Here is a 26,703-nt window from a genome sequence, read left to right as displayed (position 1 = left end):
TGTGTTGTTTAAAAGCGTTCTAAACTTTGTTTTTCGAATACCTTTTCTTCTCTTGTCGATAAATTGCAGTTATCAATCGCATCTTTTACTTTTTGATAGTCGTTATTAACTGTGGACATGGTTAGGGTATTATCGTCAAGCTCGTATACTTGAACTAAGCTCGCATAATAATAATCTAAGATCAATAAAGCATCGGGGTCATTATTATCGAAAGCAGCTGTTTTTACTTTTGCTAGCTTACGGTAAATAAGGTTTTGGGTCTGTTTTACCTGCCACACGTAGTAAACTTCATTAAAAAGCTCATGCTCTCTTAATCGATGTAATACACCACCACATATGAACAAAGCGACAATAACGCCAGCCAGGTTAAATCTAAAATTACTCGGTGCAGACTCCCCTACTTGATTAGCGTCTATTGGCACACCAAACCAACTAATAAACAAACTGCCCAGTAAAACTGACAACAAAGCAAAAGTTGCTATAAATGCGATGATGATTGCTTTTAGTCTTTGTCGATATGTACTTTTATCTATTTTTAACAATTTCATTAATTTACAACCTTAATTCCTGAAAATCTTTCAACTTTACTTTCTACCGCCTGAATCCATTGGCTTTTTTCAGACATAATAGAAAGGTTTTTCTTTGCCCTAGTAACTCCGGTATAAACAAGCTCTCTCGTTAACATCTGGTTAGAGCCCCCCTGTGGTAATAACAGCTCTACGTGGCTAAATTCACTCCCCTGAGTTTTGTGAATAGTCATTGCATACACGGTTTCATGTGAAGGTAAACGGCTTGGCATAAACGCTTTAAATTCGCCATGCTCAGCTTCAAAGTAAGCATAAAGTTGGCCCTGTTCATTTGGCCAGATTATGCCGATATCACCATTGTATAACCCTAATTGATAGTCATTCGTGGTGATCATTATCGGTTTGCCTTGATAATAAGACTGTGCTCTAAGTTGTGTAGTATGGGTAATATGCTGTTCAACAATCATATTAATGGTTTCTACACCAAAAGCCCCCTTACGCATGGCAACTAAAATACGGTATTCAGATAATCGTTCAAATGCTTCAACTACATTAGCTGCTTCTGTTACCGCTTTATAACGCTGGCTAGCTTGTTGAAGTACACGTTCATAATCTGCAGGTAGACGGTACTCTAGTTCACTTTTGTCTTCAGAAGCTTGCTGTAATAATTGCCAGCTGACATTTGCCTCACCATCAATAATAAGCCTCGCCAATTTTCCGATACCACCTTCGCCAGAAAATCGACGACTAAACGTTAGGAATGTAACGTGATCTGCGAAGTTCTTTTTCGACGCAGGTAACTTTTCTTTTGTGACTGTATTAAGAAATTTTCGATTGTTTGCGCTATATAGCGCGTCAGTAAACGGTGTTAAGTCAGCTAAAATAGAACCTGCTGCTACCGACGGAAGCTGTTGCGCATCACCTAACAAGATAAGTTTTGTCTTAGGTGGTAAAGCATCTAAAAGCCTTGCCATCATAGGCAAATCAACCATAGAGACTTCATCAATTAATAAAACATCTAAAGCTAATTGATTATCGCCATGATGCTTGAATTTAGGACTATTTGGAATAACACCAAGTAAACGATGGAGTGTTTTGGCCTCAACAGGTATAGCATCTAGCACTTCTTTTGAAACAAGCCCTTTAAAACCATTTTTTGCGGCAAGAATTGACTCCGATAATCGTTGTGCAGCTTTACCTGTAGGCGCTGTTAATACGATATTGAGTGGCTTTTGATCATCTAACATCACTAATGCTGCCAGCAACTTAGTCACAGTGTAAGTTTTACCTGTACCGGGACCACCAGCGATAATACTAAAATTCTTGTTTAGCGCATTTGCTACAGCAACCTTTTGCCAGTCAGGTGATTGTACGTCATTTGATGGAGGAAACAGACTGTCGATAATATCGGTTATTTTTGTTATTTGCGTTGGCTCGAGGTCTTTTTCAGCCATAGCTTCTAACGTGTACTTTATATAGCAATTCACTTCTTGCTCAAAACAAAAGTAGCGCCTCAAATATAACTTGTTCTCGTTAAAGACAAGTGGCTTTGAATCTCCTTCTGTTAGCTTGCTACCAGCAAATAGTGAATCCAATTGCGTCAGCTTATCAAAAGTAAAACCTTGGTGAGTTACGATACCCTGACTGTCGACATTTCCCCATAGCGTCTTATTCGCTATTTGCGATAAGGGTACACAACTATGCCCTTGTCTGAGAAACTCACTGAGCTTCATAACAACATGAAAAGCTTGTTCAATTTGATGTCCGTCAAGTTCTTTATCGCTTTCAACAAAAACATGAATTAACTCTTTCGCTAGAAAGAAATCGACGGGGGCGATATCGTTTAGTTGTAGGCTAGCATGTCGAAAATAACGATAAGGCAAGGCTTTATCGATCTTTGTTGATTGAGTTATTGATGGAGTTTTCAATGTGCTACTTTCAAGAGCCGTCATGATTAACGCCTCCTTTTATGTTCTCTGTATGAGCTGTGTTAGTTAATAGCGGCTCTGGTTGGTTCGCATTAGCAAACAGTTCGTCTAGTTGCACTAGTTCACTTTCCTCAATGTCACTGAAATATACGCCAGACTCATATTCACTTTCACTGCCCATTCCTCGAAGGTATAAGTAAAACACGCCGCCAAAATGCTCCTTAATATTGTAATTAGGGATGACGTTTTTTAAGTATCGATGAAGCGCTAAACTATAGATTAAATATTGCAAATCGTAATGGTGAGACTGAACATCTTTCACGAGATATTCATGCTGGTAATAAAGGGCGCTATCGCCCAAGAAATTCGATTTGTAATCGGCAACATAGAATTTACCATTATACTCAAACACTAAATCTATATAACCGTGCATCATGCCTTTTAGTTTACCTAAACTAGGAAAGCTAGGTAACACTGAGCCATAAGGCTGCAAATTATTGGACGTTACTCGTTGTCGATGAGACAGAAGCACTTTAGACAACTGACTAGTATCTACTTCATGGATAGGAAAATAAAACTCAACTTCTTTTAAACACTGTTCGTCTTCAATAATACTAAGCGATAAGTCCGTTTCATTTAACATCTCTTGGTTTGCCTTAGTCATTAAACTCGCTGACAATACAGAGTTTAACCACGCCACTAAATCATCAAATGAGTAATGACTTGGTAGTTCACCAAAACGTTTTAAAGGCCACAAGCTAGCTGAATGCCAATCTGGGTTTTTAAACCTGACATTTTCGAATATATCATGCAGAAAATTACCGGTGCGTGCGCCCTTTTCTATAACATAGCGAATGTGCTGAGGTGCATCGCTCGAGATCAAATGAGTTAACGCCGTTGAGTGTGTATCGTCAATTTCACTTTCACGAGACATACGGCCATTGTTTATGAGGTTACGACTCAAAGAGGTAAAAGAGCTAAGCCACCAATCTCTTTCTATTTTACCGTTAAATGCAGCAGCACTTATTTCTTGTAGCTTATTTTCCCCAATTTGTGTGCGCTCTGGCGATACTATCTCGGTTACGGTTTCTAAAGAAAAGTCATTTGCTTGCTCAGATACTAACGCTGATAAAGATGAACCAATATCTGTATCTTTCTGCCATTTAAACGTTAGGCCCATTGGTGACAAATGAAAATTGTCAAAAGGTGCCACTAATAAGTAACACTTTTGCTCGGCTCGAGTAATAGCAACGTAAAATAACCTAATAGATTCAGCATGTGCTTCTTTTTCAACGCCAGAGAGTGCTTCAATATTACCTGACAAACTTATAATATGCTGGCCACTCTCGTTGTGGTAATCATATAAATCTAAACTTCGACTTCCAAATCGAAGTGGGTTTTTATACCGAGTGGCAAATGGAACAAATACAATTGGGTATTCCAAGCCTTTCGAGCCATGCTGAGTAATTATTTTGATTAAGTTTTCTTCGCTAGCGAGTCGTGTTTCCGTTTCTTGCTCAGGAAAGTCTGCCGTAGCTTGGCTTTCAAACCAATGAACAAGTTCTTGTGGATTTAGTAGCTTTTGGCTTTTCGCTTGCAGCAATTCAAACAGGTGCAATAGATTAGTTAGGCTTCGTTCAAATGTATCATGAGCAAAATCAAAGTGTTCATGTAATAATTTTAAGGCCATTGAAATAAAGCCTTTACGATGCCAATCAGCACGTAAATCGGCAAACGCTTGCTTTTTATCTTGCCATTGAAGGTCATTTTGCTGGATGTCGAAAAGCTCATTCGCAGAATACCCCATTAGACTAGTCGCTAAGCTTGCGTTAAATTTTCGATCGTCTTCTAAAAACAATACACCATTTAACACAGAGATTAATTCTTGAGTCTGATCGCTATGCCATAAATTTGTTCTATCACTCAGATAGACAGAATCTAGACCCGCCATTAACAATGCGGCCTTTAATTCAGCTGCTTCCACACCGTCTCTAACAAGAAGTGCGATATCTTGCGACTGAGCCTCGCCCCTTTGAAATAAAGAGATAATTTCATGGGCACACCACTTCGCCATTTCTCCACGAAATGATTGTGTTAACTTTTTCTCTTCTGTTGGAAAGTGCACTAACGATATTGCCGGCGCGTATGGCTCTTCAGTTACTTGTGCTAGTGCTTTGGGCGACGGATTTACAGGCAAATAGTCAATCCCATAACCAAATACATTTGTTGATTCTTGGGTTAAATCATTACCGTAAAATAATCGGTTATACCCTTGGATCATACTCGCACTAGAGCGCCAGTTTGTGTCCATTACCCATAAATGTTCAGCGGATTGACGAGCTTGAAGATAGGTAAAGATATCACCACCTCGAAAACCATAAATTGCTTGCTTAGGGTCACCAATCATCACTAACCCAATTTGACGGGTTATCATTTCTTCTTGTTGTTCTTTACCATATAAGGCTTTGACGATAGCGTACTGATGTTGATCTGTATCTTGGAACTCATCGATTAACGCAAATGGAAACTGTTCTCGCAACAAGTGTTTAAGCAGCGACTTGCTCTCTTCATTACTGTCTTCGCCTTGCAAGCAATGACTTAACTTAACGATAAGATCGTCGAAACTAAGTGAATTCAGTTTACTTTTCTTATCTTCCGTATCAGCTGCTATAAATTCAATGCCCTGTTTAGCCACAGCTAAGGCACTAGCTTTCGCAATTTTTGTTGCAAGATACTTTAATTCATCTTTGACTTTCTTTGCATGCGCAAATGATTCGTTAATAGCGTCTTTTTCTTTTGATCTTGAATATCTTTTACCATCTAAGAATTTATCTGGCATTGATTTAGCGTGCAGTTCAGTTAACTGTTCTACTGACGATTCTGAGATGTCTTGCAACCATAGTGTTAATTGTTCAAATTCTTGAATACGCTTTTCTTTTTCGTCACCTTTTTTGTTTTCTACTAATAGCGAAAATAAAAACGATCTATCCTGGTCTAATTGCGCTCTGGCACTTGCAGCTAACTGTTTAAACTGATCGGAAATACTGTTTGGCAAATCAACATGCAATGTTCCTTGATGGGAAAACGCTCGATAAAACTGGCGATTAAATACTTCAGGTGTTGGCCAAAATTCAACTATCGAATTGAAGGCTTCTACCGAATTTTTTGCCAATTTGCGGTACCAATCCCGTGAAGATTGCAATAATAGTTCGCTCTGCTCACCTTCTAAAGTTGCATTAAAAGCAATACCACTAGCAAAAGCGTGTTGACTCAGCACTTGCTGGCAAAAACCATGAATTGTAAAAATTGACGCCTCATCAATAAATAACAAAGCTTTTCTGATCAACAGTTTGGCTTCTTCTTCAGGTACATTTGCTGACAAGGCTTCAAAATAAGGATCTGAAATGACCAATTCACTCCAGTTGTTTAATGATGTTCTAAGGAACTCATCAATTCGCCCGCGTATTTCTTCTGTTGCATCTTTGGTGAATGTCATCACGAGAATTTGATCTACCGTCAACTTTTTCTCGAGCAATAACCTTAAGTATATACGCGTAATATTAAAGGTCTTTCCCGTACCTGCGCTTGCTTCAATCAGATGAACGCCGTGTAACGGCATGGTATTGACATTTAAGGGTTGTGCTGGTTTTGAATCGGTATTATTCACGATACGGTAACCTCTTCAAACAGGCTGAATATATCTTGGTACATATCAGCGAACAATTGTTTGCTTTCTTCGAATTCCGGACACTCCGGCCAGAAATAATGGAGATATGGATCATTTCCTACCGAGTAATCAAATTGACAATCATGCCAATGTTTTTGCCAATCAACTTCATCAAATTTCTTTGCCGATTGAATTTTAAGGGCAAAGTCTGCATTCAAGAGTAATGGCTCCTCTTGACCTTGGAAATAAGTTGCAACGAGTTTTTCCAACGCCTTATCGGGTTCAGGAATTTTCCCTAACCTGTAATGCACCACTTGTTGTTTCTTGCTATCAAAGAAAAAGCCATGGCAAGAGTCAAACGAGTTTATGTTACTGTTAGCTAGCTGGTAGGACAACATTTGCAAATACATGGTTAAGAAATCGCGCGCTTTGGGTCGCGTACTTCTATAATGTACTAGACCTGAGTCTGTTTGTTGAACCGATATAAAACACTTACATTGAATGAGCTTACTTTGAGCTGTTGAAACTTTAATCTGATGAATGTTGGTGTTACTGCTAATACTTTTAAGCGATAAACCTTGCTCAAGCATATAGTCATAAAAAACGCGGCTGTCTTTAACGAGTTTATCTAAAACAAGCTCAGTATTAGGTAGCACGGGGAAACTTCCACCATAAAGAGCATCCCTTTTTAATATTTGCTCTACATCTTCTAGTGGCGTGTCGTCTGCCGTTATATATGACTGGATCAATTGCTCTTTAAAGAAGTACACATCACCCATATCAGATGCGAAAGGCTCGCTATCAATGAGTGTGTGTTCTCGCGCATTTAAATGAAGCGACAGCGTATTTCTGCCAAATGCTCTACTAGGATGTTGAAAGAACGACACTAGAGTAGCCAAGTCTAGTTCAACTTCTCTAGGGGTATCTTGTACAGTAGTTTCACCACGAGAATCAAGTTTTTCAACAGGTACCACTTCCGAGTTGACTAACTCTGTCACTGTTTTTATATTTTCCGTCTCATTTATGTAAAGGTTGGACAACGCCAACCATTTAGTATCGAAACTGGCTAAATCAGTTGAGTAATTTTGTCGACTAAACGCCTGCATAGGTAACTGTCGAACATCACGACTTTCATTACCAAAACAGCGCCAACCATAGCCTAAATGTAAATACTCTAATAATTCATTCAAAACAACGGAAGGCTGCTTATCTTTGTTATTGCGTATATTTTTACCTAGATAGCTCAAATATAGGTGCTTTCGAGCCGAAAGAATTGCTTCGAGGAATAAATACCTGTCATCTCCTCGCCTTGAACGATCACCGATTCGGGCTGGGCTTGCCGACATTAAATCAAAGTTAAAGGCTAGACGAGTTCTTGGGTAGTCGCCATCATTTAAACCTAAGATAGCAATAATTTTAAAAGGAATACTTCTCATCGGTAACATAGAACAAAATGTCACCTGTCCTATCATGAATTGTCGTCCTGGCTCAGGCTGGCTAAAGTGATGTAAAAGGAAATCTCGAACCACTTCTAATTCTATTTGTTCGTCGTACTTTGCGTGCTCGGTAAATTCAACGAGTTGTTCGATACCGTTAGTAATAGTGGTGACATCACCTTGTTCAACATCATAGAAAGTAGTGACCATGTCGTTCAGAAACTGATGCCAGCCTTGCGCAGACCTTTGCTGTTGTAACTCTACGCTGTGCCACTGTAACTGCTCAATAAATAACATTAATTTGCCGAGTGTCTCAGCGTCGCTCCCTTCTACATCTGGTAAAAGCAATGCTTCTTGATAAAATACTTGGTGTTCGCCATACGCAAAACCACGCATTAACCGCTCAAATCCATGTTGCCATGTAAAGAGCGCAGTTTGTTCTTTTGATGCAAGCAACTGATTTTTATGATCGCTGTTTAAACCCCAATGCACGGCTGCTCTTTCTAACCAAAGAGTAATTTTACTTAGATCATTTACATCAAAAGAAAATTTGTTTTGAACTAAGGGGATTTGTAACCAACCTATTATTTTAGACACTTCGAATCGGCTGTCTGGCAAAGACAAAAGTTCACTAAACGCGTTTACCAACGGATCAGCATCTTTACTAATTCTGTCTGATATCGAACATGGCAAAGGAGGAATGTTGCTATCTAAGCCCTGCCAGCCACGAATAAACACCGAATTAATATAAGGCGCATAATCTTCCACCTGAGGACACATTACCAGCACGTCTTTAGGGGTTAATTCGCCATCCTGATTAAACTGATGCAATAACCAGTCGTGTAATCCTTGAATTTCACGTAGCGCCGAGTGAGCACTAGTAATAACGATAGAATCATCTTTCGTTTCAATAGGCTCTAGTCGGCGATCTGCTAGGTGCAATATATCTTGCTGTATATTGCCTAATGTAGAGAGTTCATCGTTCTTTGAAAAGAAGTCTTCACTAAAAGCTTCAATGTCTATCGTGCTATATTGCTGAAGTAACGATAAAAACTCACGACCTTGTTGGCCTAGATTAGCTAATAAAGGGTTTCCTATATGGCCTATTTCATCGTCGTCACCTGCAGACCATTTTGATAATTGCGCCATTGCCTGCTTTTCTGTTTGAATATCTCCCCAATAATCTGCACAAGGATTTAAATGGAAAAAATGTACTTGGGTATATTCACTAAGTTCATGAATAAAATTAAGCCACATTGGTGCTAAAGAATTAATGCCAAAAAAACTAATTCTCTTCGGTAAGACATGTTTAAACTGAGGTAACTGCGATACCGCGTTTTCAATTAAGCGCTGAGGATCGTACGATTGGTCTTCTACTAAATACTGCCACAGTCTCATTTGCCACTTGGCAACATCTGCGCTTTGTCCACTAAACTCACCAACAAATGCGTTATCCTTTGAATGCCAATCATGGATCCAGTCAGGCCTGAACACCAAATATTGCTCAAACAAATCTGCTAATTGTTTTGCCAATTGGAATCGTTTTAAGGCTTGTTGTGACTCTTGGCTTTGCTGCCAGTAATCAGTTACCTGATTAAAAATAGGATCGCTAGTTATTCTATCTTGTTTTAAAAGACTGTGTATACGCCAACTAAGTGCTTCTCGTGAAAACGGATCTTGTTCCAATTGCTCACCACCAGCACTTATTGTCCTTAGTATCTTCCAAAGAAATTGTGCCGGTAATGTATAGTCTATATTGAAGGAAACACCCAACTCTTCCGCTAAAGACATATTCAACCAATGTTGCATGCCTTGATTTTGAACAACGAAGGCTTCTTTGGCAAAAACCGGTAGAGGAGATAATTGATGAATGCGAGTCGCTAGCGCTACCAAGTTTTCCATCTTGTTAGCAGGATATAAATAGATCAAACTAAGCTTTTGCCGAACATTTTATTATGTTGAAATTTAAACATAACCTTGTAAATTTCACCAGTGCTAACCATTTGAATGGGCAATTAAACAACAAAAAAGGCGCAAAACAATTGCGCCCAATATTTATGTTAGGTTAATCATTTATCGAATAAAGTCTAAGTGCTCTTGGTAAAAGCGGCCGATAACAGGAAGTTCAGCTTTGCGGCCTTGAATTGCGTGTATTAGTCCAATACACCAAACAATCATTAAAACGCTCGCTAATAACCAGCCAACAAGGGGGATTAACATCAATAAAGCACCAGTAAGGATAAGGCCTAAGCTATCGCGCAGATGAAAGCGAGCAACAGATGATCTATGGTTTCCGTAGACTAACATGGCGATTAACCAACCAACGACGGTTAGATATGCAAGAACTGAGACGATCTTAACAAGATCGTAATTCAAATGACTTTTCACTGGATAAGACATTCCACTCTCCTAAATACTGCATTCCTAACTTAAACATAGTCACTTACGGATCTGATCGCAAACGACGATTGTTCAATTAATAACCATCCATTATTTTGCTTGCGCTAAGTTTATGTAATTTACAATTTTTTACATTTAGATCCTTTTCTTATAGATAGATCGTTTATTATCACTGTGATATAAAAAAAGCACCTAATGTGGTGCTTTTTGACAATGAATAGAGTTATTTAAACTTAGTGTTCAACCAATTCCTTTTTAGATTCACAGGTTAACACTAACTTATCTTTTTTAACGCCAACTTTCGCAACACCACCTTGCGTTAGGTCTCCGAACAGCAGTTCGTTAGCAAGTGGTTTTTTCAGCTGTTCCTGAATAAGGCGAGACATAGGTCTTGCTCCCATCGCTTTATCATACCCATGCTGAGCGAGCCATTTTTTAGCATCTTTAGTTAATTCTAGTGACACGCCTTTATCATCTAGTTGTGCTTGTAACTCAACGATGAACTTGTCTACAACTTGATAGATTACTTCATCCGTTAGGTGGTTAAACCAAACAATATTATCTAAACGGTTTCTAAACTCAGGTGAGAACACTTTATTTATCTCATCCATAGCATCAAAACTATGATCTTGTTGTTTAAAGCCAATTGACTGTCTGGTCGTTTCCGTAACGCCTGCATTGGTAGTTAATACCAAGGTGATGTTTCTAAAGTCTGCTTTACGACCATTATTATCAGTCAAAGTACCATGATCCATTACTTGTAATAGAATGTTGTACACATCTGGATGCGCTTTTTCTATTTCATCAAGCAAAACCACCGCATGCGGGTGCTTAATAACAGCATCAGTTAACAAACCACCCTGTTCATAACCGACATAACCAGGAGGCGCACCAATTAAGCGGCTAACTGCATGCTTCTCCATGTATTCTGACATGTCGTATCTAAGTAGCTCTACACCTAAAACTTTCGCTAGCTGCTGAGTAACTTCAGTTTTACCTACACCCGTTGGGCCTGCGAATAAAAAAGAACCAACAGGCTTATCGTCTTGGCGTAATCCTGCTCTTGATAAACGAATAACAGAAGAAAGCTCGTCAATAGCGTGGTCTTGACCAAACACCACTAACTTAAGGTTTCTGTCTAACGTCTGCAGGTTATCTTTTTCCGACGATGACACTGATTTTTCTGGAATACGTGCCATTTTGGCAACAATGGTTTCAATATCATTGTCGTTAATCACTTTTTTACGTTTAGAAGCTGCCACTAACTGCTGCTTTGCGCCGGCTTCGTCAATAACATCTATTGCTTTATCTGGTAAAAATCGTTCGTTAATGTATTTAGCTGACAACTGAGCCGCCGCACGTAATGCCTTGTTAGTGTAACGAATACCATGGTGTTCTTCGTATCTATCTTTAAGGCCTTGCAGAATCTTAGTTGTATCATCAACACTAGGTTCAACCACATCGATTTTCTGGAAGCGGCGCGCTAACGCACGATCTTTTTCGAAAATACTTTGATATTCTTGATATGTAGTAGAGCCTACACAACGCAGCTTTCCAGAAGAAAGTAATGGCTTAATTAAATTTGACGCGTCCATCATTCCACCCGAAGCGGCACCCGCTCCTATAATGGTATGAATTTCGTCAACAAACAGAATAGCATCGCCTTCTTCTTCTAAATCTTTTAGTAACGCCTTAAAACGTTTTTCAAAGTCACCTCTATATTTAGTGCCAGCTAACAAAGCGCCCATGTCTAAAGAGTAGATAGTTGCGTCTGCCATAAACTCAGGCACTTTTTCAGAAACAATGAGATTTGCTAACCCTTCGGCAATTGCTGTTTTACCAACGCCGGCTTCACCAACAAATAGCGGGTTATTTTTACGTCTGCGCCCAAGTACTTGAAGTGTTCGCTCAAGTTCGCTATCTCTGCCAATAAGCGGATCAATCTTGCCGTTCTTAGCCTGCTCGTTCAGATTAGTTGCAAAATTTTCAATTGTCCTTGTTTCTTCTTCAGTTCCTTGAATCGCTTCTTCACCAGGTCGACCTGGTTGTTGAATGTCTACCTTAGCAATGCCGTGCGAAATAAAATTAACGATATCTAAACGACTAATATCTGATTTCTTTAAAAAGTAGGCTGCTTGAGATTCTTGTTCACTAAAAATAGCAACCAACACATTTGAGCCATTGACTTCATTTTTTCCCGAAGACTGCACATGAAAAACAGCGCGTTGCAAAACACGTTGGAATCCTAACGTTGGCTGTGTTTCTCGGTCTTCTTCACCTTCCGGAATGACAGGAGTGGTTTCAGTAATGAAATCAAGTAGCTCTTTTCTGAGCTTTGACATATCAGCACCACATGCTTTTAAAGCTTCTATTGAAGAAGGGTTGTCTAGCAGAGCCAATAACAGATGTTCCACTGTCATGAATTCATGGCGAGAATCTTTCGCTTGACGAAAGGCCATATTCAGGGAAATTTCTAAATCTTTATTCAACATAGGCTACTCCACATCTACACCAATCAAAATCATGCTTTTTCCATCGTACATAGGAGCGGATGTTCATGCTCCATAGCAAAATCACATACCAAACTGACTTTCGTCTCTGCAACTTCTGCAGTATATGTGCCACATCGGCCTTTACCTTTGTAATGGACTTCAAGCATTACATCAGTAGCTTGCTCCTGATTCATACCGAAAAACTTACTTAATACTTCTACAACAAAATCCATAGGTGTGTAGTCATCATTTAAAAGTACCACGTTATATAATGGTGGTACTTGAACTTGTTCAATTGTCTCCTCTTCGAGGAGTTCTTGATTGTCAAAAATTTCTTTCCAGTTGCTCATATTCTTATATTAGTCTGTGAAGACAAAAATTGCTTTATCAATTTTGCGTTTTCCAATGAATTAATCGTTAATTAGTTGTGAAATTTACTTGACTAATTATATTTATTATCTACGATTTACTCAGTGACTAATTTTTAGTCACGTAAACGTGTGTAGAAGTTTTTGGGGAAGCATACCTAATTACCGATGATTTTAGAAGGAAGTTGAAGTATGGCTCACGGTAAAGTTAAGTGGTTTAATAATGCAAAAGGATTCGGCTTTATCCGACCTGATGACGGCGGTGAAGATATCTTTGCACATTATTCAACCATTCAAATGGATGGTTACCGTACATTAAAAGCGGGACAAGACGTTGATTATGAACTAAATGCAGGGCCTAAAGGGCACCATGCATCTAGCATCACACCTACCGACGTCGAAGACTCTGCAGAATAATACAATTAATTATTCTGTTAAAAAACACAGCTTTTGCTGTGTTTTTTTATGGATCAATCTTTGAAAAAAATTACATATTTTCGATGATGCAATCCCCAAAGGCCGAGCAAGATACTAATGTTGCCTCGTCTACCGTTTTTGCAAAGTCATAAGTAAGTGTTTTCGCATTAATTGCACCTTGAACGCCCTTTTTCACTCTATTCGCCGCTTCTGTCCAACCAATATGCTCTAACATCATCGCACCTGCTAGAATAACAGAACTTGGGTTAACTTTATTTAAGCCTGCATATCGCTGAGCTGTTCCATGAGAAGCCTCAAAGATAGCCAACTTCTCATTTTGATAGCTAACTGGGATAAAACCTATTCCCCCAACTAAAGTCGTTAATAGGCTCGACAGGAGTTTACTATTAGCGTGAGAAGCGACTAACACATCATATTCAGCTGGATTTTCTATCAATTGGCGAATAATCGCTTTCATACCGATGGTTTTAATCAACAAACTATGCCCACTTGCATCTTCGACTTGCAGCCATTGCTTGTTACTTATTTGTGTAGCTGAGAAATTATCCCTTGCTACCGTTATGCCAAGTGACATTAAGCGACTACCTAAACGTACATCACTATAATCGTCTTCAATTAGGGTAATACTCTTTCGCTTTTCTTTTAAGCCTTGTTTTATCGCATTCTCAATGGTTTTTTTTTGATATTCATCGTTAAGCACTTGAACATTTAAGCCTCTCTTCTCAGCAATCAATTCGAGGTTTGCATTCAGGCTATTTAACAAGGTATCGCTGTTTTGATGACTAAAAACAGTGATGTGAGTTTGATCTGTGTGCAATGTAGCTGACGGAATTCCCGAAAAAGCGATGAAAGGTTGGCGAACCTCGTAAAGCTCTAAGTCCTGCCTTAGCTTTATACTCAACGATTGCATACCTAATCCATGAGGCGCATCTAATGGTCCTTTTATCGCTACCTTATACTGATTAAGTGCAGTAATTGTTTCGTCTGGCAACCAAGTTTCACTGCCAAAGACTTCCGTCGCTTTATAACCGGCAAAAACTTCAAGCCATTGTATGCCTCTATCTTTACCATAAGATTTAGCAACCGCTGCGTCTACTACAGAACGCATAACTGGCATGATATCAATACCAACGCCATCGCCTTGAATAAATGGAATGATTGGAAAGTTAGGCACAATGAGGGTGCCATCTTTAAAAGAAATTTGTTCACCTGAACTGGGCTGAGAATGGGTAGTCATTTAGCTCTCCTAGTAACTATCTACGACAGTACGTACTAAGCTAAACGACTCCTAAGTATTTCTCTAATATAGAATTAGTGATACTGATTATCACTGGAGTGAATAATTCAAACGTATGTTTGAATTATTCGTATCGCAATGCATCAATAGGATCTAAATTTGCCGCTTTTGCCGCTGGTATAATGCCAAACAACAGCCCTACACCTGCACTAAACCCAAAAGATAGAATAACTGCCCACATTGGTACTTCTGCATCAGGTAAATCTATTGCGCTACTCACTAAGGCTCCTGCGCCATATCCTATCGCAAGTCCAATAAGCCCACCAATCAAACACAACACTATTGCTTCAATTAGGAACTGAAGAAGTATGTCAACACGTGTCGCCCCTAATGCCTTTTGTATACCTATTTCTCTGGTTCTTTCAGTTACCGATACCAGCATGATATTCATAATACCAATACCACCAACAAGTAAAGAAATGCCAACAATGCCACTAAGTACCATAGTTGTGTTAGACGTTAACTTGTTGACTGTGTCTAACATTTGCTCCGCTGTACTTATTTTAAAGTCATCACTGTCATTTTCACCTAGCTTATGAGAACGACGCAAAATATTAGTGATGTGTTGCTTCACTTTGTCAATATTTTCAGCGTCTACGACCTGCAATGAAATACTAATATCAGGCTCTTCTGCACCACCAAGTAAAGCCTGTGTTGTCGAGTAAGGCAACAGTACATAATCGTCCTGGTCAAAGCCAAACATCTTACCTAGCTTTTCTAACACGCCAATTATCTTGAACCATTCGCCACCTATCATGACATATTGTCCGACCACATCGCCTTTCATTTCTAGTTTATCGACAATAGACTGACCTAACACTGCAACTCTACGTCTACTTTTATCGTCACTGGCATTAAAAAATCGACCTTGTGCTGGATAAATGCCGTAAAGTGCTTGATAACTAGAGCCTGTGCCAACAACTCGAGTTGTTGTGGTTTCACCCTTATACTGGACTACACCGTTAGGACCTACTGCCGCTACAGTGGGTGTAGCATTCTTTATGCCCTGTACTTTGTGCTTAATTTCTAAGAAATCGTCATATCTAAGTTTGGCAAACTTACCTTGTAGTCTTTCTTTTAAAGGCGTGTGAGAATTAATATTGACGACATTAGTACCCATACCATCGAACTGAGCAGTAATACTGCTGCTTAGCCCTTGCACTACTGAAACTACGGCAATGACAGATGCGACACCGATAATAATACCTAAGGTCGTTAGAAAACTTCTAAAACCATGGGCACGAACTGAGTGAAAGGCGGAACGGCAGCTTTCAACTACTTTAAACGAAAAGCTACTAGACATAACGAGCCTCCTTTTCATTTGACGCATTTAGTGTATCAGACACTAAACGACCATCCTTTAAACGAATAACACGTTTGCATCTATCGGCAATGTCTTGCTCGTGAGTTACAATAATCAGGGTTTGACCATCTTTATATAACTCATCAAACAATCCCATAATTTCTTCCGTTGTAGAAGAATCCAAGTTACCCGTGGGCTCATCGGCTAGTAAAATAGCAGGCTCTGTTACTAGTGCTCTTGCTATTGCAACGCGTTGGCGCTGACCGCCAGAAAGCTGGTTGGGTAAGTGCTCTAGGCGGTCACCTAAGCCAACGCGAGACAATGCTTGTGCAGCTTTTTCTTTTCGTTTCGACAATGACAATCCTCGATAAATAAGAGGCTGCATTACGTTTTGCAAAGCTGATGCTCGTGGTAATAAATTAAAACTCTGAAAGATAAAACCTATCTCTAAATTTCGAATGCTAGCAAGGGCCGATTCATTTAAATGAGCGACATCCTTGCCTTTTAAATTGTATTCACCGCGAGTTGGATAATCTAAGCAACCAAGAATATTCATCAACGTTGATTTGCCTGAACCTGACGCACCAATGATGGCCAAATAGTCATTCGCGAATACATCTAAGCTAAATTCATTTAACGCGTAGAATTCTTCACCTGCCATTTGATAGCATTTAGCGATATCTCGAAGCTCAATAACAGTGTCTTGTGCTGTCATTTTTACGCCTCTTTTTCTGCTTGTTCTTTTACGAGTTGATCTGGTTTCATCTTATCTAAAGCTCGAGCAGGACCCGTAATAACTCGGTCGCCCTCTTTTATGCCACTCGTAATTTCTTGCAAGCGGTCATTTGAAATACCTAAAGTAATTTCTTTTTTAATCGCTTTACCATCAACTAAAACAAAGACGTGATCTTTAGCTTCTTCAGAGGCGTCTTTTTCTTTTTCGGCAAATACAACGGCTTCGCTAGGTACTGCAACAACAGCTTCTTTATGTTGTGTATAAATTTCCGCTCGACAACTCATTCCTGGTCTAACATGAATATCTCCAGTGTCATCAAGTAAAATTTTCACTTTAAAGCTAAGCCCTTGTCTACCTGCGGCTCTTTTAGCTGTCGTCGCAATGTTTTGAACAGTTCCTTTTAACGGGTCGTCAGGAAATGCTACGGCAAAAATATCTGCTGGCTGACCAATTTCAACATTGGCAATATCCGCTTCATCAACTTGTACTTCAATTAAAATAGCTGAAGGATCAGAGAGTGTGATTAGGTTTGAACCGGCAATATTGGTTGTACCACTTATAGCCGTTTCACCTTTTTTAATATCCACTGAAGTCGCTATACCATCAATAGGCGATCTAAACACTGTTTTAGATAATCGCTCTTCAGCTTTGTCTAAGGTTGCTTTAGCTTGAGCCAATGACTCTTGTCTTGACCTTAAGTCAATTTGAGCTAGAGCATACTGATTGTCTATTTGTTCATATGCATCTTGGTCAAGAATTTTACGTTCAAATAAATCTTTTTTACGTTGCCATTGTGACTTTAAATTTTCTAATTGCTTCTTTTGACGCTCTATCGCTATAGATTGAATGCGCACAAACGCTTGCTGTTGCTCAACATCAGCTTTAAAAGATTTAGGATCTAATCGCATTAAGACTTGGTCTTTTTTAACTGGATCGCCCTCTTCTATTAGCATTTCACTTACTTGCCCAATAACTTCAGAACGCAATTGAACCTGCTCTTTGTAAACCAAAGTACCGGACGCTAAGATAGAACGTTTGATATCTTCAAGTTGAACTTCTGCAACTTTTACTTCTGTTTGTTGTGTTTTACCAGTCTTCTTAAAGTATGCCAGCCCAACTAGGCTGGCAATGACGATAAGAATAATAATGGGCTTTTTCATAATAATGCCTTTATATTCTTAACGATTTTTATTAACTCATTGCTACGTATGCAGCCCAACCACCGAAAATAATAACAGTAGGTAAAGCGGCAATAATAGCGGCTTGTTTAGTTTCGACATTCAACCAGCTCTTTAAACCAAACGTAGCAACGAAAATGCTCCAAAATGCTAATAGCTCAAAGCCTTCTGCAAAGCCGTACCATTTGTCAGACATATCTAGACCTAACACCAAACTATTAATAGTTGTCGGCTTTAAATCGCTCATAGAGATCATGCCATCTGGTGCAAACATAACCACTAAGAAAGCAACGAACATCGACACGACTGCTGGCATTGATACCCACCAAGTAAAACCATACCATTGAGTAAAACCAACATCGCTCTTAGTAGCAATTTTACTTGCAATGTTGTAATAAACAGCCATCACTAAGTTCATGATAATAAAGGTTATTGGTGCACCGATAATGGTACCCCATTTAATCACTCCTTCACTTTGTGCTTGCTTTACAACTTCAATTTCATCATCTGTCATCCCAGGATTTGCCGCTACAGCTTGCTCAAGCATTTGATTTTGTAACCAAGGCATATCAACTGCTGAGAAGTAGTAGAAAAACGCTGCAATGGTACTCGCCACTACAATAAAAAATGGTACCCAAGACCAGCCTTTATTCTCTTTGACAGCTGCAAAAGCTTGAGAAGGAGCAAATAGCGCATCAATTGACGCAGATAGTGCATTAGCGGATTGTTTCATTATTACCTCGATTATTTTTGTAAATTTCCTTATTGGAACTTATTTCAGCATAACAATGTGACATATTATGTCAAATAAATTATTAACATTGTGTAAACTGACGGTCAACCTAGTCTGACGTTTTAAAGGTTTATTACAGAATATTTCAAAAAACTTTTCGTTCGATAAAAACAAAAAAGCGAAGCTCGAAAGCTCCGCTTTTAAACGTGTTTTATCAATTTGAGAAGTCTATATTATTATTTAATTCTCAATACCTTAACACCATATTTTGGTACGGTTAAACTAAGCTGACTATTGTCAATAGAAGTAATAATTTCGTTGGTAAAATAGTCCTCAGCTTGTGCGGCACTGTATGGAAAATTGTTAAGTTCTAGCGTCGTTTCGGCATCTTGGTCATATTCATTGGTTAAAATAATATAACCAACACCGTCTAGCATTCTGGTACCAAAATCTATATTTTTATTTGATAAATTAATCGACCACTCCGTCCAATGTGGCTGCTGTATTAGCGGCATCATATTGTCGATTTCGCGTCTAATATCAGGAAAATCAGTCCACCAATGCGTGTGTTCAATATTACCCGCTTGTACGCTATTACCTAGATAATCGTCGCGCCATACACCTAATCCCTTTGCTCCATGGGCAATAGCCCCAAATAGTCTTGCCTTAAATTTTTCACCCGTTTCATAGTTAATCTGAGCGATAACAGTTGGTAGCGTTTGATTTTCTGTTGCATGTAAATTGTCAAACCCTAACAAGTCTCGATTCATTTTAATGTTAACGTAGTCTCCAGTTACATCAACCATATTAGTATATTTTCGAGTAAGTCCCTCATTACCTTGAAGCATATAAATAGGATGACCTGAATCTTTTTGTCTTATAGTATTGCTGACAGCATGTGGAACCGTCCACTCTCTAACACCGGCGTTTTCGTTATCCCAATAATAAAAAAGAAGTGATGTATTTAAGCCAGCTGCATTAATTTCATCTATTCTTTGCCCAAGCAACTCTGTGTCATTGTAATTATGGTGAGTTGGTTCAATAAAGTTAGCTATTTGAAATCCCGACATCATGCCATTAGGGTTAAACGCCGACACCGCATCTTTTGCTTTTTGAACATATAAATGGGAGCCAGCCCACATGTTACAGTTAAAGCCTTGGGTGGAATAAACAGACCAATCAGATCGATTATTATCTGCAAAGATACACAATGGGAAAAATGGTTGATATTCACCATTTTCGTCCTTAACTCTAACATTTCCTAAGGCATCGATCTGGGTATGCTCACCTAGAAAAGATTTTTTATCTGAAGGCGCATTTTCATAGCTAACGCCTTTAGCCATGTAAAAGTCATCAACTAAAATCGCATCTTCTTCAGGGTTTTCTGAGTGGTTTAGATAAAAATAGACTTGCGCATATTTAGCGCCTTCTGGAACATTTATTTGAGAAGTAACTTCTTCCCATATATTTACTTGAGAATTAGACTGCAAAGCGGTTTGAGAATTCTCTAAAAATTGAACATTCTCATCTCGAAAAGTAACATGCATTCCCGCTACACCAGGAACTTGAGCTTCACTTTTCATATACGCAGAGAAACTATACAACTCGTTAGGCTCTACAATGTAAGTTCTACTAACCACCCAGTCGTGAGAGCCTTGCGATAACGGGTTAGTCAACTTATATGCGCCGGAGCCATCATTTGTTCTTGAAATGTTCGGTTGATACATCTCTTGACGCTTACTGTACCAACCAGTTGTCGTATTAAGGTTACTATTGATAAGAAAATTATCTGCGTTAACTCTTTCACGGTGAGGATAAGTAGGCGTGATATTATTCTGCTTAGTCAATACAATATCATCTATCCAAGCGCCACTATTCAAATCATGATTTCTATTTTTCAAAAACACATAAACTTGAGCGTATTTAGCGGTATCTGGCGGATTAATTTCACCAGATAACTTTTCCCATTCACTCGACCCTAATAAATTCATGTATGGAGAAGAGTTTGAAACCCATTGCCCGTTTGCATCCCTAAACGTTACATGAAAAACAACTTCCACGCTTGGATCTACATTAGATTTAGCAAATAACTCCACATAATAATGATCTGTTGATTCTATAGGAAAAGTTTTTGTTACTACCCAATCGTGAACACCTTGTGTCGTTGTTCTTTCTAAATAAAATGAACCACTGCTGTCGTCTGACCTAGACATAGTACTAGAGTATATTTCCCCTCTTTTCATGTACCAGTCTTGAGTTCCACTTATGGTGCTATTAACAATTAGGTTATTGGCGATAGTTAAAGGCGATACTAAACATAGTAACGATGTTATTGTTTTTATTCTCATCTACTGCTCCATTGTTTTAGTGTAAAAAATACACCAAAGTAAAATAGCACAGCATAAACCAAAAAGTTTACATATTTTTAACGAAGAAATAGAGCCGAAACCGATGCAGTATAAATCTGGCTAGTTTAAGAACGCAATTTAAAGATTTTTTGACGACATAAATGAAATGGTACCCGGGGCCGGACTTGAACCGGCACGCTGTTACCAGCGAGGGATTTTAAATCCCTTGTGTCTACCAATTCCACCACCCGGGCATTTGGGTAAGTATTTTTTTAGTAAGGATTGGTACCCTACTTTTGTTAGTCCTGCGGACTAATCGTCAATAACTATAAATTCCTACTTAGTTAAGTTAGGTTTTTATAAGAAATTGGAGCGGCTAACGAGACTCGAACTCGTGACATTCACGTTGGCAACGTGATGCTCTACCAACTGAGCTACAGCCGCATAGAATATGAATCGTATTTCTTCTTAGTAAGAAATGGTACCCGGGGCCGGACTTGAACCGGCACGCTGTTACCAGCGAGGGATTTTAAATCCCTTGTGTCTACCAATTCCACCACCCGGGCATCGAGGGTATTATCGTAACAATTGGTGAGTTACGTATTTTCTACTTACTAGAAAAAATTGGAGCGGCTAACGAGACTCGAACTCGTGACATTCACGTTGGCAACGTGATGCTCTACCAACTGAGCTACAGCCGCTTAATACTTAAAACCTAAGTGAGGTACTTAATTAACCCTAAGCTAAGGTTGAAAATTTGGAGCGGCTAACGAGACTCGAACTCGTGACATTCACGTTGGCAACGTGATGCTCTACCAACTGAGCTACAGCCGCTTATTTTCAGGTCGCGCATTCTAGCTTAACCTATTTACTAATTCAACTACTTCATTGTTGATGAAATGGTACCCGGGGCCGGACTTGAACCGGCACGCTGTTACCAGCGAGGGATTTTAAATCCCTTGTGTCTACCAATTCCACCACCCGGGCAAAGTGGAGGCGGGTCCCGGAGTCGAACCGAGGTCCACGGATTTGCAATCCGCTGCATAGCCACTCTGCCAACCCGCCGTTTCATCAACCACGTGGGTAGTCAAATTATAACTTCAAAAGAAGTTGGAGCGGCTAACGAGACTCGAACTCGTGACATTCACGTTGGCAACGTGATGCTCTACCAACTGAGCTACAGCCGCTTTGTTTAGTTGACTCTGTGTCAACTGGTGGTGCATTCTACATTGAAATTATTGGGAGTCAACACTTTAATTTCAAATTTATTTCAAGTGGTTATTTTCCGACTAATCTGACTACATTTTGTTATATATTTAACAATTTCAACAGCCTTATGGCTATTTTGTAAGCTCTGGCCAAGCCGCTTTAAAGTAAACAACCATAGTCCAAACAGTTAAAACTGTCGCGATATAATAAAATCCATAGGCCGCAAACATTAAAATCTCATGAGGAAAATAAAATAAAATAAGTGGGATATCATAAGCAGGCTGCCAAATAAGCCCCATAATCCCTAACATCTGTGCTGCGGTTTTGTATTTTCCCAAGGTGGATACCGCTACTGTATCCCTTTTACCGCGTGAAGACATAAATTCACGTAAAGCACTGATAAATATCTCTCGCGAGATCATAATAATAGCAGGTATTACGATATACCAAGTTTGAAAATCTGCTGCAATCATAATTAGTGCAGCTGCAACCATTAGTTTATCAGCCACAGGGTCTATAAAAGCACCAAACGCTGAGGATTGATTTAACTTACGTGCTAGATAACCATCTAACGCGTCACTAACAGATGCTATCCAAAACACGGCAAATGCACCGAAATGATTCCATGATATTGGTAAATAGAAAACTAAAATGAAGATAGGTATTAACAGAATACGAAAAATAGTAATTTGATTGGGTATTGTCCACATATACTTCAAGGCTCGTTTTTATATCGATTTATCGAACTTATTAGTTTCGATATAAGCGTTTACATACCATTGTACACACTTGATTTTAATTGTCATGCAAAGCGTCATAAATCGTTGTTGCTAAAACATCACTAATCCCTGGCACTTTAGCCAAGGTCGATTTGTCTGCAGCCAACACTTCCTGCATTCCACCTAAATACTTCAGCAATGCTTGGCGTTTTTTGGCGCCAATACCAGGAATTGACTCTAATGGAGATTTTTTACTGACTTTTTGTCTTTTTGCTCTATGCCCTGCAATAGCAAATCGATGGGACTCATCTCTTATATGCTGCACTAAATGCAACGCAGGTGATGTCGCTGGTAAAGATATTAACTGATGAGATCCTGCCAATATAAGCGTTTCTAATCCAGGCTTTCTAGATTCACCTTTTGCAACCCCTACTAATAAAGGCGTATTCTCTAAAGACAAATTTGAAAAGAACTCTTCGGCTCTTGCTAACTGCCCTTTTCCACCATCGATAAAGACTATATCTGGCATATTGGTGCTATCTGTAACCTTGCCATAGCGTTTATTTAACGCAAAGGCCATTGCTGCATAATCATCGCCAGGTGTAATACCTTTAACGTTGTAACGGCGATAATCACTTTTTAATGGGCCTTCTTGGTTAAAGACAACATTAGATGCTATCGTTTGTTGACCCATTGTATGGCTAATGTCAAAGCACTCTATTCGATTAATGCCATTTTCTAATTCAAACACTTCATTTAGTGCTGCAAACCTACTTCTTATCGACTCTTTGTGACTATTTCTAGTTTCAAGGGCATTTTCTGCATTCGTGTTAGCAAGTTTAAGGTATTGGCTTCGCTCAGATCTCACGTTAGTGGAAATTTTTACATCAAACCCCACCTGATCTTTAAAAAGAGACTCTAATTCGTTCGCTTCCGCAAGTTCACATGGAATAACAATTTCTTTTGGTGTTTTTCCGGAATGAATATCATCACTAAAATAGTGTTGATTGATAAATGCTTGTATAACTTCTTCTTGCGTCGTTTCTGCAGGAATTGTAGGGAAAAAACTTTTACTGCCTAACACCTTGTGGTCTCTTACAAAAAGTAGATGAATACAAGCTTGTGATTTTTTCTGATAAAAACCTATTACATCCATTTCAGCAGCGACGCCACTGACATGCTGCTGTTGCTGAACTTTTCTTAAGGTCGAGATTTGGTCACGATACTGTGCTGCTCGTTCAAACTCTAAAGCTAAACTTGCTTGCTCCATCTTTTCTACAAGCTGCTCTATTACTGACGAACTCTTTCCACGAAGAAACAATTTCGCTAAAGCTACTTGTTGGTTGTAATCTTCTTGCGAAATCCTGTCTACACAGGGTGCTGAACATCGCCCTAGTTGATGCTGTAAGCAGGGGCGACTCCTCGCTCTATAATAGCTATCTTCACATTGACGAATAGGGAAAAGTTTCTGCATTAAACGAAGACTATCCCACACGGCTCCGGCACTCGGGTAAGGCCCAAAATACTCACCTTTTACCTTTTTTCCGCCTCGGTGCAATCCTAATTTTGGATGTTTATGATCGGTAATCAATAAATAAGGATAAGACTTATCGTCCCTCAATAATATGTTGTATTTAGGCAGGTACTTTTTTATATAGTTGTTTTCAAGGATTAATGCCTCACCTTCCGTATGAGTAACAGTGACGTCTATCGCACAAATCTGCTGCACTAAAGCTCTAGTTTTATTACTACCTACATCTTTTCTAAAATAGCTAGAAAGTCGTTTCTTTAAATGCTTTGCTTTGCCAACGTAGATAACGTTTTGCTGGTCATCATACATTCTGTATACGCCAGCTTGGTCAGTGACCGATGCCAAAAAGGCTTTGGCATCGAATTGAAGAGATTGTTCAGACAAGGGAATTTACAATTTTTCGGTTTTTAACATTCCATGACGAATTGCCAAATGAGTTAGCTCTACATCATTACTCACGTTTAGCTTTTCAAACATGCGGTATCGATAACTATTTATCGTTTTCGTACTCAACATTAATTGTTCTGAAATATCTGGTACTTTCTCGCCTCGCGTGATCATAAGCATTATCTGCAATTCTCGCTCCGACAAGATATTCATTGGGTTATCTTCTGGCGACTTTAATTGATTTAACGCCATCTGTTGCGCAATCTCTGGCGTTAAATAACGTTGTCCACTATTAACCGCTCTAATGGCGTTAACCATTTCATCTGGCCCTGCACCTTTAGTCAAATAGCCTGCTGCGCCTATCTGCATTACTTTTGTAGGAATTGGGTCTTCACAGTAAACAGTTAACACTATAATTTTGACATCAGGAGCGTATCGAATAATTTTCTTGGTCGCTTCTAGTCCGCCTATTCCTGGCATGTTCATGTCCATTAAGACAACGTCTGGCTCCTGCTTACGACAAAACGTAACAGCTTCTTCACCAGTTTGACATTCACCGACAACTTTTAAACCTTTAACCTCATCAAGTATTTTACGAATACCTGTACGGACAAGTTCATGGTCATCTACTAACAATACATTAATCAACGGAAACTACCTTAAAAACACGCGGGAAAAGTGCATCAAAATGCATATCACAGTCCCATAAGAATATAGCCATTTATCCAGTAACACAATGTAATTTGTGGTTACAGGTTATTTTTTTTCAGCCAACTGTTTAATAGTGCAATTTGGCCATTTTTATAGGCTGCATAAGTTAAACGTACAGCATTACTTAATATAACACTATCGTTCCAACTTGTTTGTTCGGAGATAAGCTTATAGCATTCCAGTGCTTCTGGTGTCATATAACCGCGAACTTCTTGCTTTCCTTTTAATTTTTGCCTTTCTCGATACGCTTTTTGCTTTTCAGCGTTAGTCATTGGCTTTTTTTTATTTTCTTTCAAAGACATACTTCACTCTTGAAGAAATCAAACTAAGGTTATGCGTAACCAAAATGGTAGCTATATTTCCTTTAAAAGACAATTATTTTATGAAAATTAACTGTTCAGAGTTGTTTAGTGTACAAGTGTTCGCTAAAGTAGCGCCTTTGCAAATTTAGCTAATAGAATTTAAATACCTATGGAACAACAAAACTCTTTCACTAAAGAAGAGCTAGTTTTAGCCGGAACAACTGACTTTTTCGGCGAAGGCAACTCTAAATTACCAGCAGACAATATGTTAATGATGGACCGCATTAACTTAATTACTGAAGAAGGCGGCCTTTATGGTAAAGGTGAAATAATTGCTGAGTTAGACATTACACCTGACCTTTGGTTTTTCGACTGTCACTTCAAAGGCGACCCTGTAATGCCTGGTTGTTTAGGTTTAGACGCAATGTGGCAGCTAGTTGGCTTTTATTTGGCATGGTCAGGTGGCCCAGGCCGCGGTCGTGCTTTAGGTGTTGGTGAAGTAAAATTCACTGGTCAAATCTTACCTACTTCAAAGAAAGTTACTTACAAGATTAACCTAAAACGCGTTATCAAGCGTAAGTTATTCATGGGTATTGCTGACGGTTCAGTAAGTGTTGACGGTAAAGAGATTTACACAGCGAAAGACTTAAAGGTTGGTCTTTTCACTGATACTTCTGCATTCTAGAAACCGAATGTTCTGATAAGAAAAAAGGCTGCTAAATGCAGCCTTTTTTATTTTGAATAAGACGAATAATTACTTAGTGCCGTAAATTTTTTTGAAGTTTTTAAGGTTCCACCCTACCATTACCTGGTCACCTATTTTTAATACAGGAACGGAACGAGCACCCAAAGCATCAAGCTCCTTTCTACCACGTTGCATTTTTGCATTGGTTAAACGATATTGAATGCCTTGATCATCCAAGTACTTTTGAGCTTCCTTACAATGCGGGCACTTGTCAGTTACATATAAAACAATACGTTTCATAACCGGAT

At 39.0% G+C, this 26,703-nt stretch carries 20 protein-coding genes and 8 tRNA genes; 2 read left to right on the top strand and 26 right to left on the bottom strand.

What is annotated here, in order from left to right:
* Positions 1–8: 8 nt before the first annotated feature.
* The 7 genes from ACOB80_RS06170 to clpS form a co-directional block, all read right to left on the bottom strand.
* Complete coding sequence (locus tag ACOB80_RS06170) at positions 9–548, bottom strand: DUF3087 family protein (RefSeq protein WP_473164943.1); 540 nt, start codon at positions 546–548, stop codon at positions 9–11.
* Positions 548–2,479 carry an exodeoxyribonuclease V subunit alpha gene (gene recD / locus ACOB80_RS06165; RefSeq protein WP_473164942.1) on the bottom strand — a complete coding sequence of 644 codons (1,932 nt, stop codon included), beginning with the start codon at positions 2,477–2,479 and terminating at the stop codon, positions 548–550. The genes ACOB80_RS06170 and recD overlap by 1 nt, the downstream gene beginning before the upstream one ends.
* On the bottom strand, positions 2,466–6,122 hold the full coding sequence (gene recB / locus ACOB80_RS06160) for an exodeoxyribonuclease V subunit beta (protein ID WP_473164941.1): 3,657 nt from the start codon (positions 6,120–6,122) through the stop codon (positions 2,466–2,468). Before recB ends, recD begins: the two co-directional genes overlap by 14 nt.
* Positions 6,119–9,487: an exodeoxyribonuclease V subunit gamma gene (gene recC / locus ACOB80_RS06155; RefSeq protein WP_473164940.1), complete on the bottom strand. Its 3,369-nt coding sequence runs from the start codon at positions 9,485–9,487 to the stop codon at positions 6,119–6,121. The genes recB and recC overlap by 4 nt, the downstream gene beginning before the upstream one ends.
* Positions 9,488–9,631: 144 nt before the next feature.
* Entirely contained in the window at positions 9,632–9,958 is a 327-nt protein-coding gene (locus ACOB80_RS06150; protein ID WP_473164939.1) for a magnetosome magnetite crystal formation protein family, read from the bottom strand.
* A 233-nt stretch (positions 9,959–10,191) separates the two neighbouring features.
* Positions 10,192–12,450, bottom strand: coding sequence for an ATP-dependent Clp protease ATP-binding subunit ClpA (gene clpA / locus ACOB80_RS06145; RefSeq protein ID WP_473164938.1), 2,259 nt, complete (start codon positions 12,448–12,450; stop codon positions 10,192–10,194).
* Between the two features lie 29 nt (positions 12,451–12,479).
* Positions 12,480–12,800 carry an ATP-dependent Clp protease adapter ClpS gene (clpS, locus tag ACOB80_RS06140; protein ID WP_473164937.1) on the bottom strand — a complete coding sequence of 107 codons (321 nt, stop codon included), beginning with the start codon at positions 12,798–12,800 and terminating at the stop codon, positions 12,480–12,482.
* 210 nt (positions 12,801–13,010) lie between these two features.
* Between clpS and cspD the strand changes: the two genes are divergently transcribed.
* A complete protein-coding gene (cspD, locus tag ACOB80_RS06135) occupies positions 13,011–13,235 on the top strand; it encodes a cold shock domain-containing protein CspD (RefSeq protein WP_473164936.1) in 225 nt (74 codons plus the stop codon).
* 70 nt (positions 13,236–13,305) lie between these two features.
* Here the strand turns inward: cspD and ACOB80_RS06130 are convergent, their stop codons facing one another.
* The 18 genes from ACOB80_RS06130 to ACOB80_RS06045 all read right to left on the bottom strand — a co-directional run bounded on the left by ACOB80_RS06130 (position 13,306) and on the right by ACOB80_RS06045 (position 25,704).
* A complete protein-coding gene (locus ACOB80_RS06130) occupies positions 13,306–14,493 on the bottom strand; it encodes an isocitrate/isopropylmalate family dehydrogenase (protein WP_473164935.1) in 1,188 nt (395 codons plus the stop codon).
* Between the two features lie 124 nt (positions 14,494–14,617).
* Positions 14,618–15,856 (bottom strand): ABC transporter permease, encoded by a 1,239-nt coding sequence (locus ACOB80_RS06125; protein WP_473164934.1) that lies wholly within the window; start codon positions 15,854–15,856, stop codon positions 14,618–14,620.
* On the bottom strand, positions 15,849–16,571 hold the full coding sequence (locus ACOB80_RS06120; protein WP_473164933.1) for an ABC transporter ATP-binding protein: 723 nt from the start codon (positions 16,569–16,571) through the stop codon (positions 15,849–15,851). The genes ACOB80_RS06125 and ACOB80_RS06120 overlap by 8 nt, the downstream gene beginning before the upstream one ends.
* Positions 16,572–16,573: 2 nt before the next feature.
* Complete coding sequence (locus ACOB80_RS06115; RefSeq protein WP_473164932.1) at positions 16,574–17,752, bottom strand: efflux RND transporter periplasmic adaptor subunit; 1,179 nt, start codon at positions 17,750–17,752, stop codon at positions 16,574–16,576.
* 31 nt (positions 17,753–17,783) lie between these two features.
* A complete protein-coding gene (locus tag ACOB80_RS06110; RefSeq protein ID WP_473164931.1) occupies positions 17,784–18,503 on the bottom strand; it encodes a Yip1 family protein in 720 nt (239 codons plus the stop codon).
* Between the two features lie 236 nt (positions 18,504–18,739).
* Positions 18,740–20,851, bottom strand: coding sequence for a carbohydrate binding domain-containing protein (locus ACOB80_RS06105; RefSeq protein ID WP_473164930.1), 2,112 nt, complete (start codon positions 20,849–20,851; stop codon positions 18,740–18,742).
* A gap of 167 nt (positions 20,852–21,018) precedes the next feature.
* Positions 21,019–21,105, bottom strand: a tRNA-Leu gene (locus ACOB80_RS06100).
* Positions 21,106–21,219: 114 nt separating this feature from the next.
* Positions 21,220–21,295, bottom strand: a tRNA-Gly gene (locus ACOB80_RS06095).
* Between the two features lie 35 nt (positions 21,296–21,330).
* A tRNA-Leu gene (locus ACOB80_RS06090) sits at positions 21,331–21,417 on the bottom strand.
* A gap of 59 nt (positions 21,418–21,476) precedes the next feature.
* Positions 21,477–21,552: transfer RNA gene (locus ACOB80_RS06085), tRNA-Gly, on the bottom strand.
* A gap of 57 nt (positions 21,553–21,609) precedes the next feature.
* A tRNA-Gly gene (locus ACOB80_RS06080) sits at positions 21,610–21,685 on the bottom strand.
* Positions 21,686–21,751: 66 nt separating this feature from the next.
* Positions 21,752–21,838, bottom strand: a tRNA-Leu gene (locus ACOB80_RS06075).
* Between the two features lie 4 nt (positions 21,839–21,842).
* Positions 21,843–21,916 (bottom strand) — tRNA-Cys (locus ACOB80_RS06070).
* Between the two features lie 46 nt (positions 21,917–21,962).
* Positions 21,963–22,038 (bottom strand) — tRNA-Gly (locus ACOB80_RS06065).
* Between the two features lie 153 nt (positions 22,039–22,191).
* Entirely contained in the window at positions 22,192–22,770 is a 579-nt protein-coding gene (pgsA, locus tag ACOB80_RS06060) for a CDP-diacylglycerol--glycerol-3-phosphate 3-phosphatidyltransferase (protein WP_473164929.1), read from the bottom strand.
* 85 nt (positions 22,771–22,855) lie between these two features.
* Positions 22,856–24,694: an excinuclease ABC subunit UvrC gene (gene uvrC / locus ACOB80_RS06055; protein WP_473164928.1), complete on the bottom strand. Its 1,839-nt coding sequence runs from the start codon at positions 24,692–24,694 to the stop codon at positions 22,856–22,858.
* 6 nt (positions 24,695–24,700) lie between these two features.
* On the bottom strand, positions 24,701–25,345 hold the full coding sequence (gene uvrY / locus ACOB80_RS06050) for a UvrY/SirA/GacA family response regulator transcription factor (protein WP_473164927.1): 645 nt from the start codon (positions 25,343–25,345) through the stop codon (positions 24,701–24,703).
* Positions 25,346–25,446: 101 nt separating this feature from the next.
* Positions 25,447–25,704: a RepB family protein gene (locus ACOB80_RS06045; protein ID WP_502321922.1), complete on the bottom strand. Its 258-nt coding sequence runs from the start codon at positions 25,702–25,704 to the stop codon at positions 25,447–25,449.
* A 175-nt stretch (positions 25,705–25,879) separates the two neighbouring features.
* Here ACOB80_RS06045 and fabA point away from each other — a divergent pair, with 175 nt between their 5' ends.
* Positions 25,880–26,395, top strand: a complete 516-nt coding sequence (gene fabA, locus ACOB80_RS06040; protein WP_473164926.1) for a bifunctional 3-hydroxydecanoyl-ACP dehydratase/trans-2-decenoyl-ACP isomerase — start codon at positions 25,880–25,882, stop codon at positions 26,393–26,395.
* Between the two features lie 69 nt (positions 26,396–26,464).
* Here fabA and ACOB80_RS06035 read toward each other — a convergent pair whose 3' ends face one another.
* On the bottom strand, positions 26,465–26,695 hold the full coding sequence (locus tag ACOB80_RS06035) for a glutaredoxin family protein (RefSeq protein WP_473164925.1): 231 nt from the start codon (positions 26,693–26,695) through the stop codon (positions 26,465–26,467).
* Positions 26,696–26,703: the final 8 nt, after the last annotated feature.

Source organism: Thalassotalea coralli (assembly GCF_055786205.1).
The sequence above is the reverse complement of the archived record's forward strand: the minus strand, read 5'-3'. Positions and strand labels throughout refer to the sequence as shown.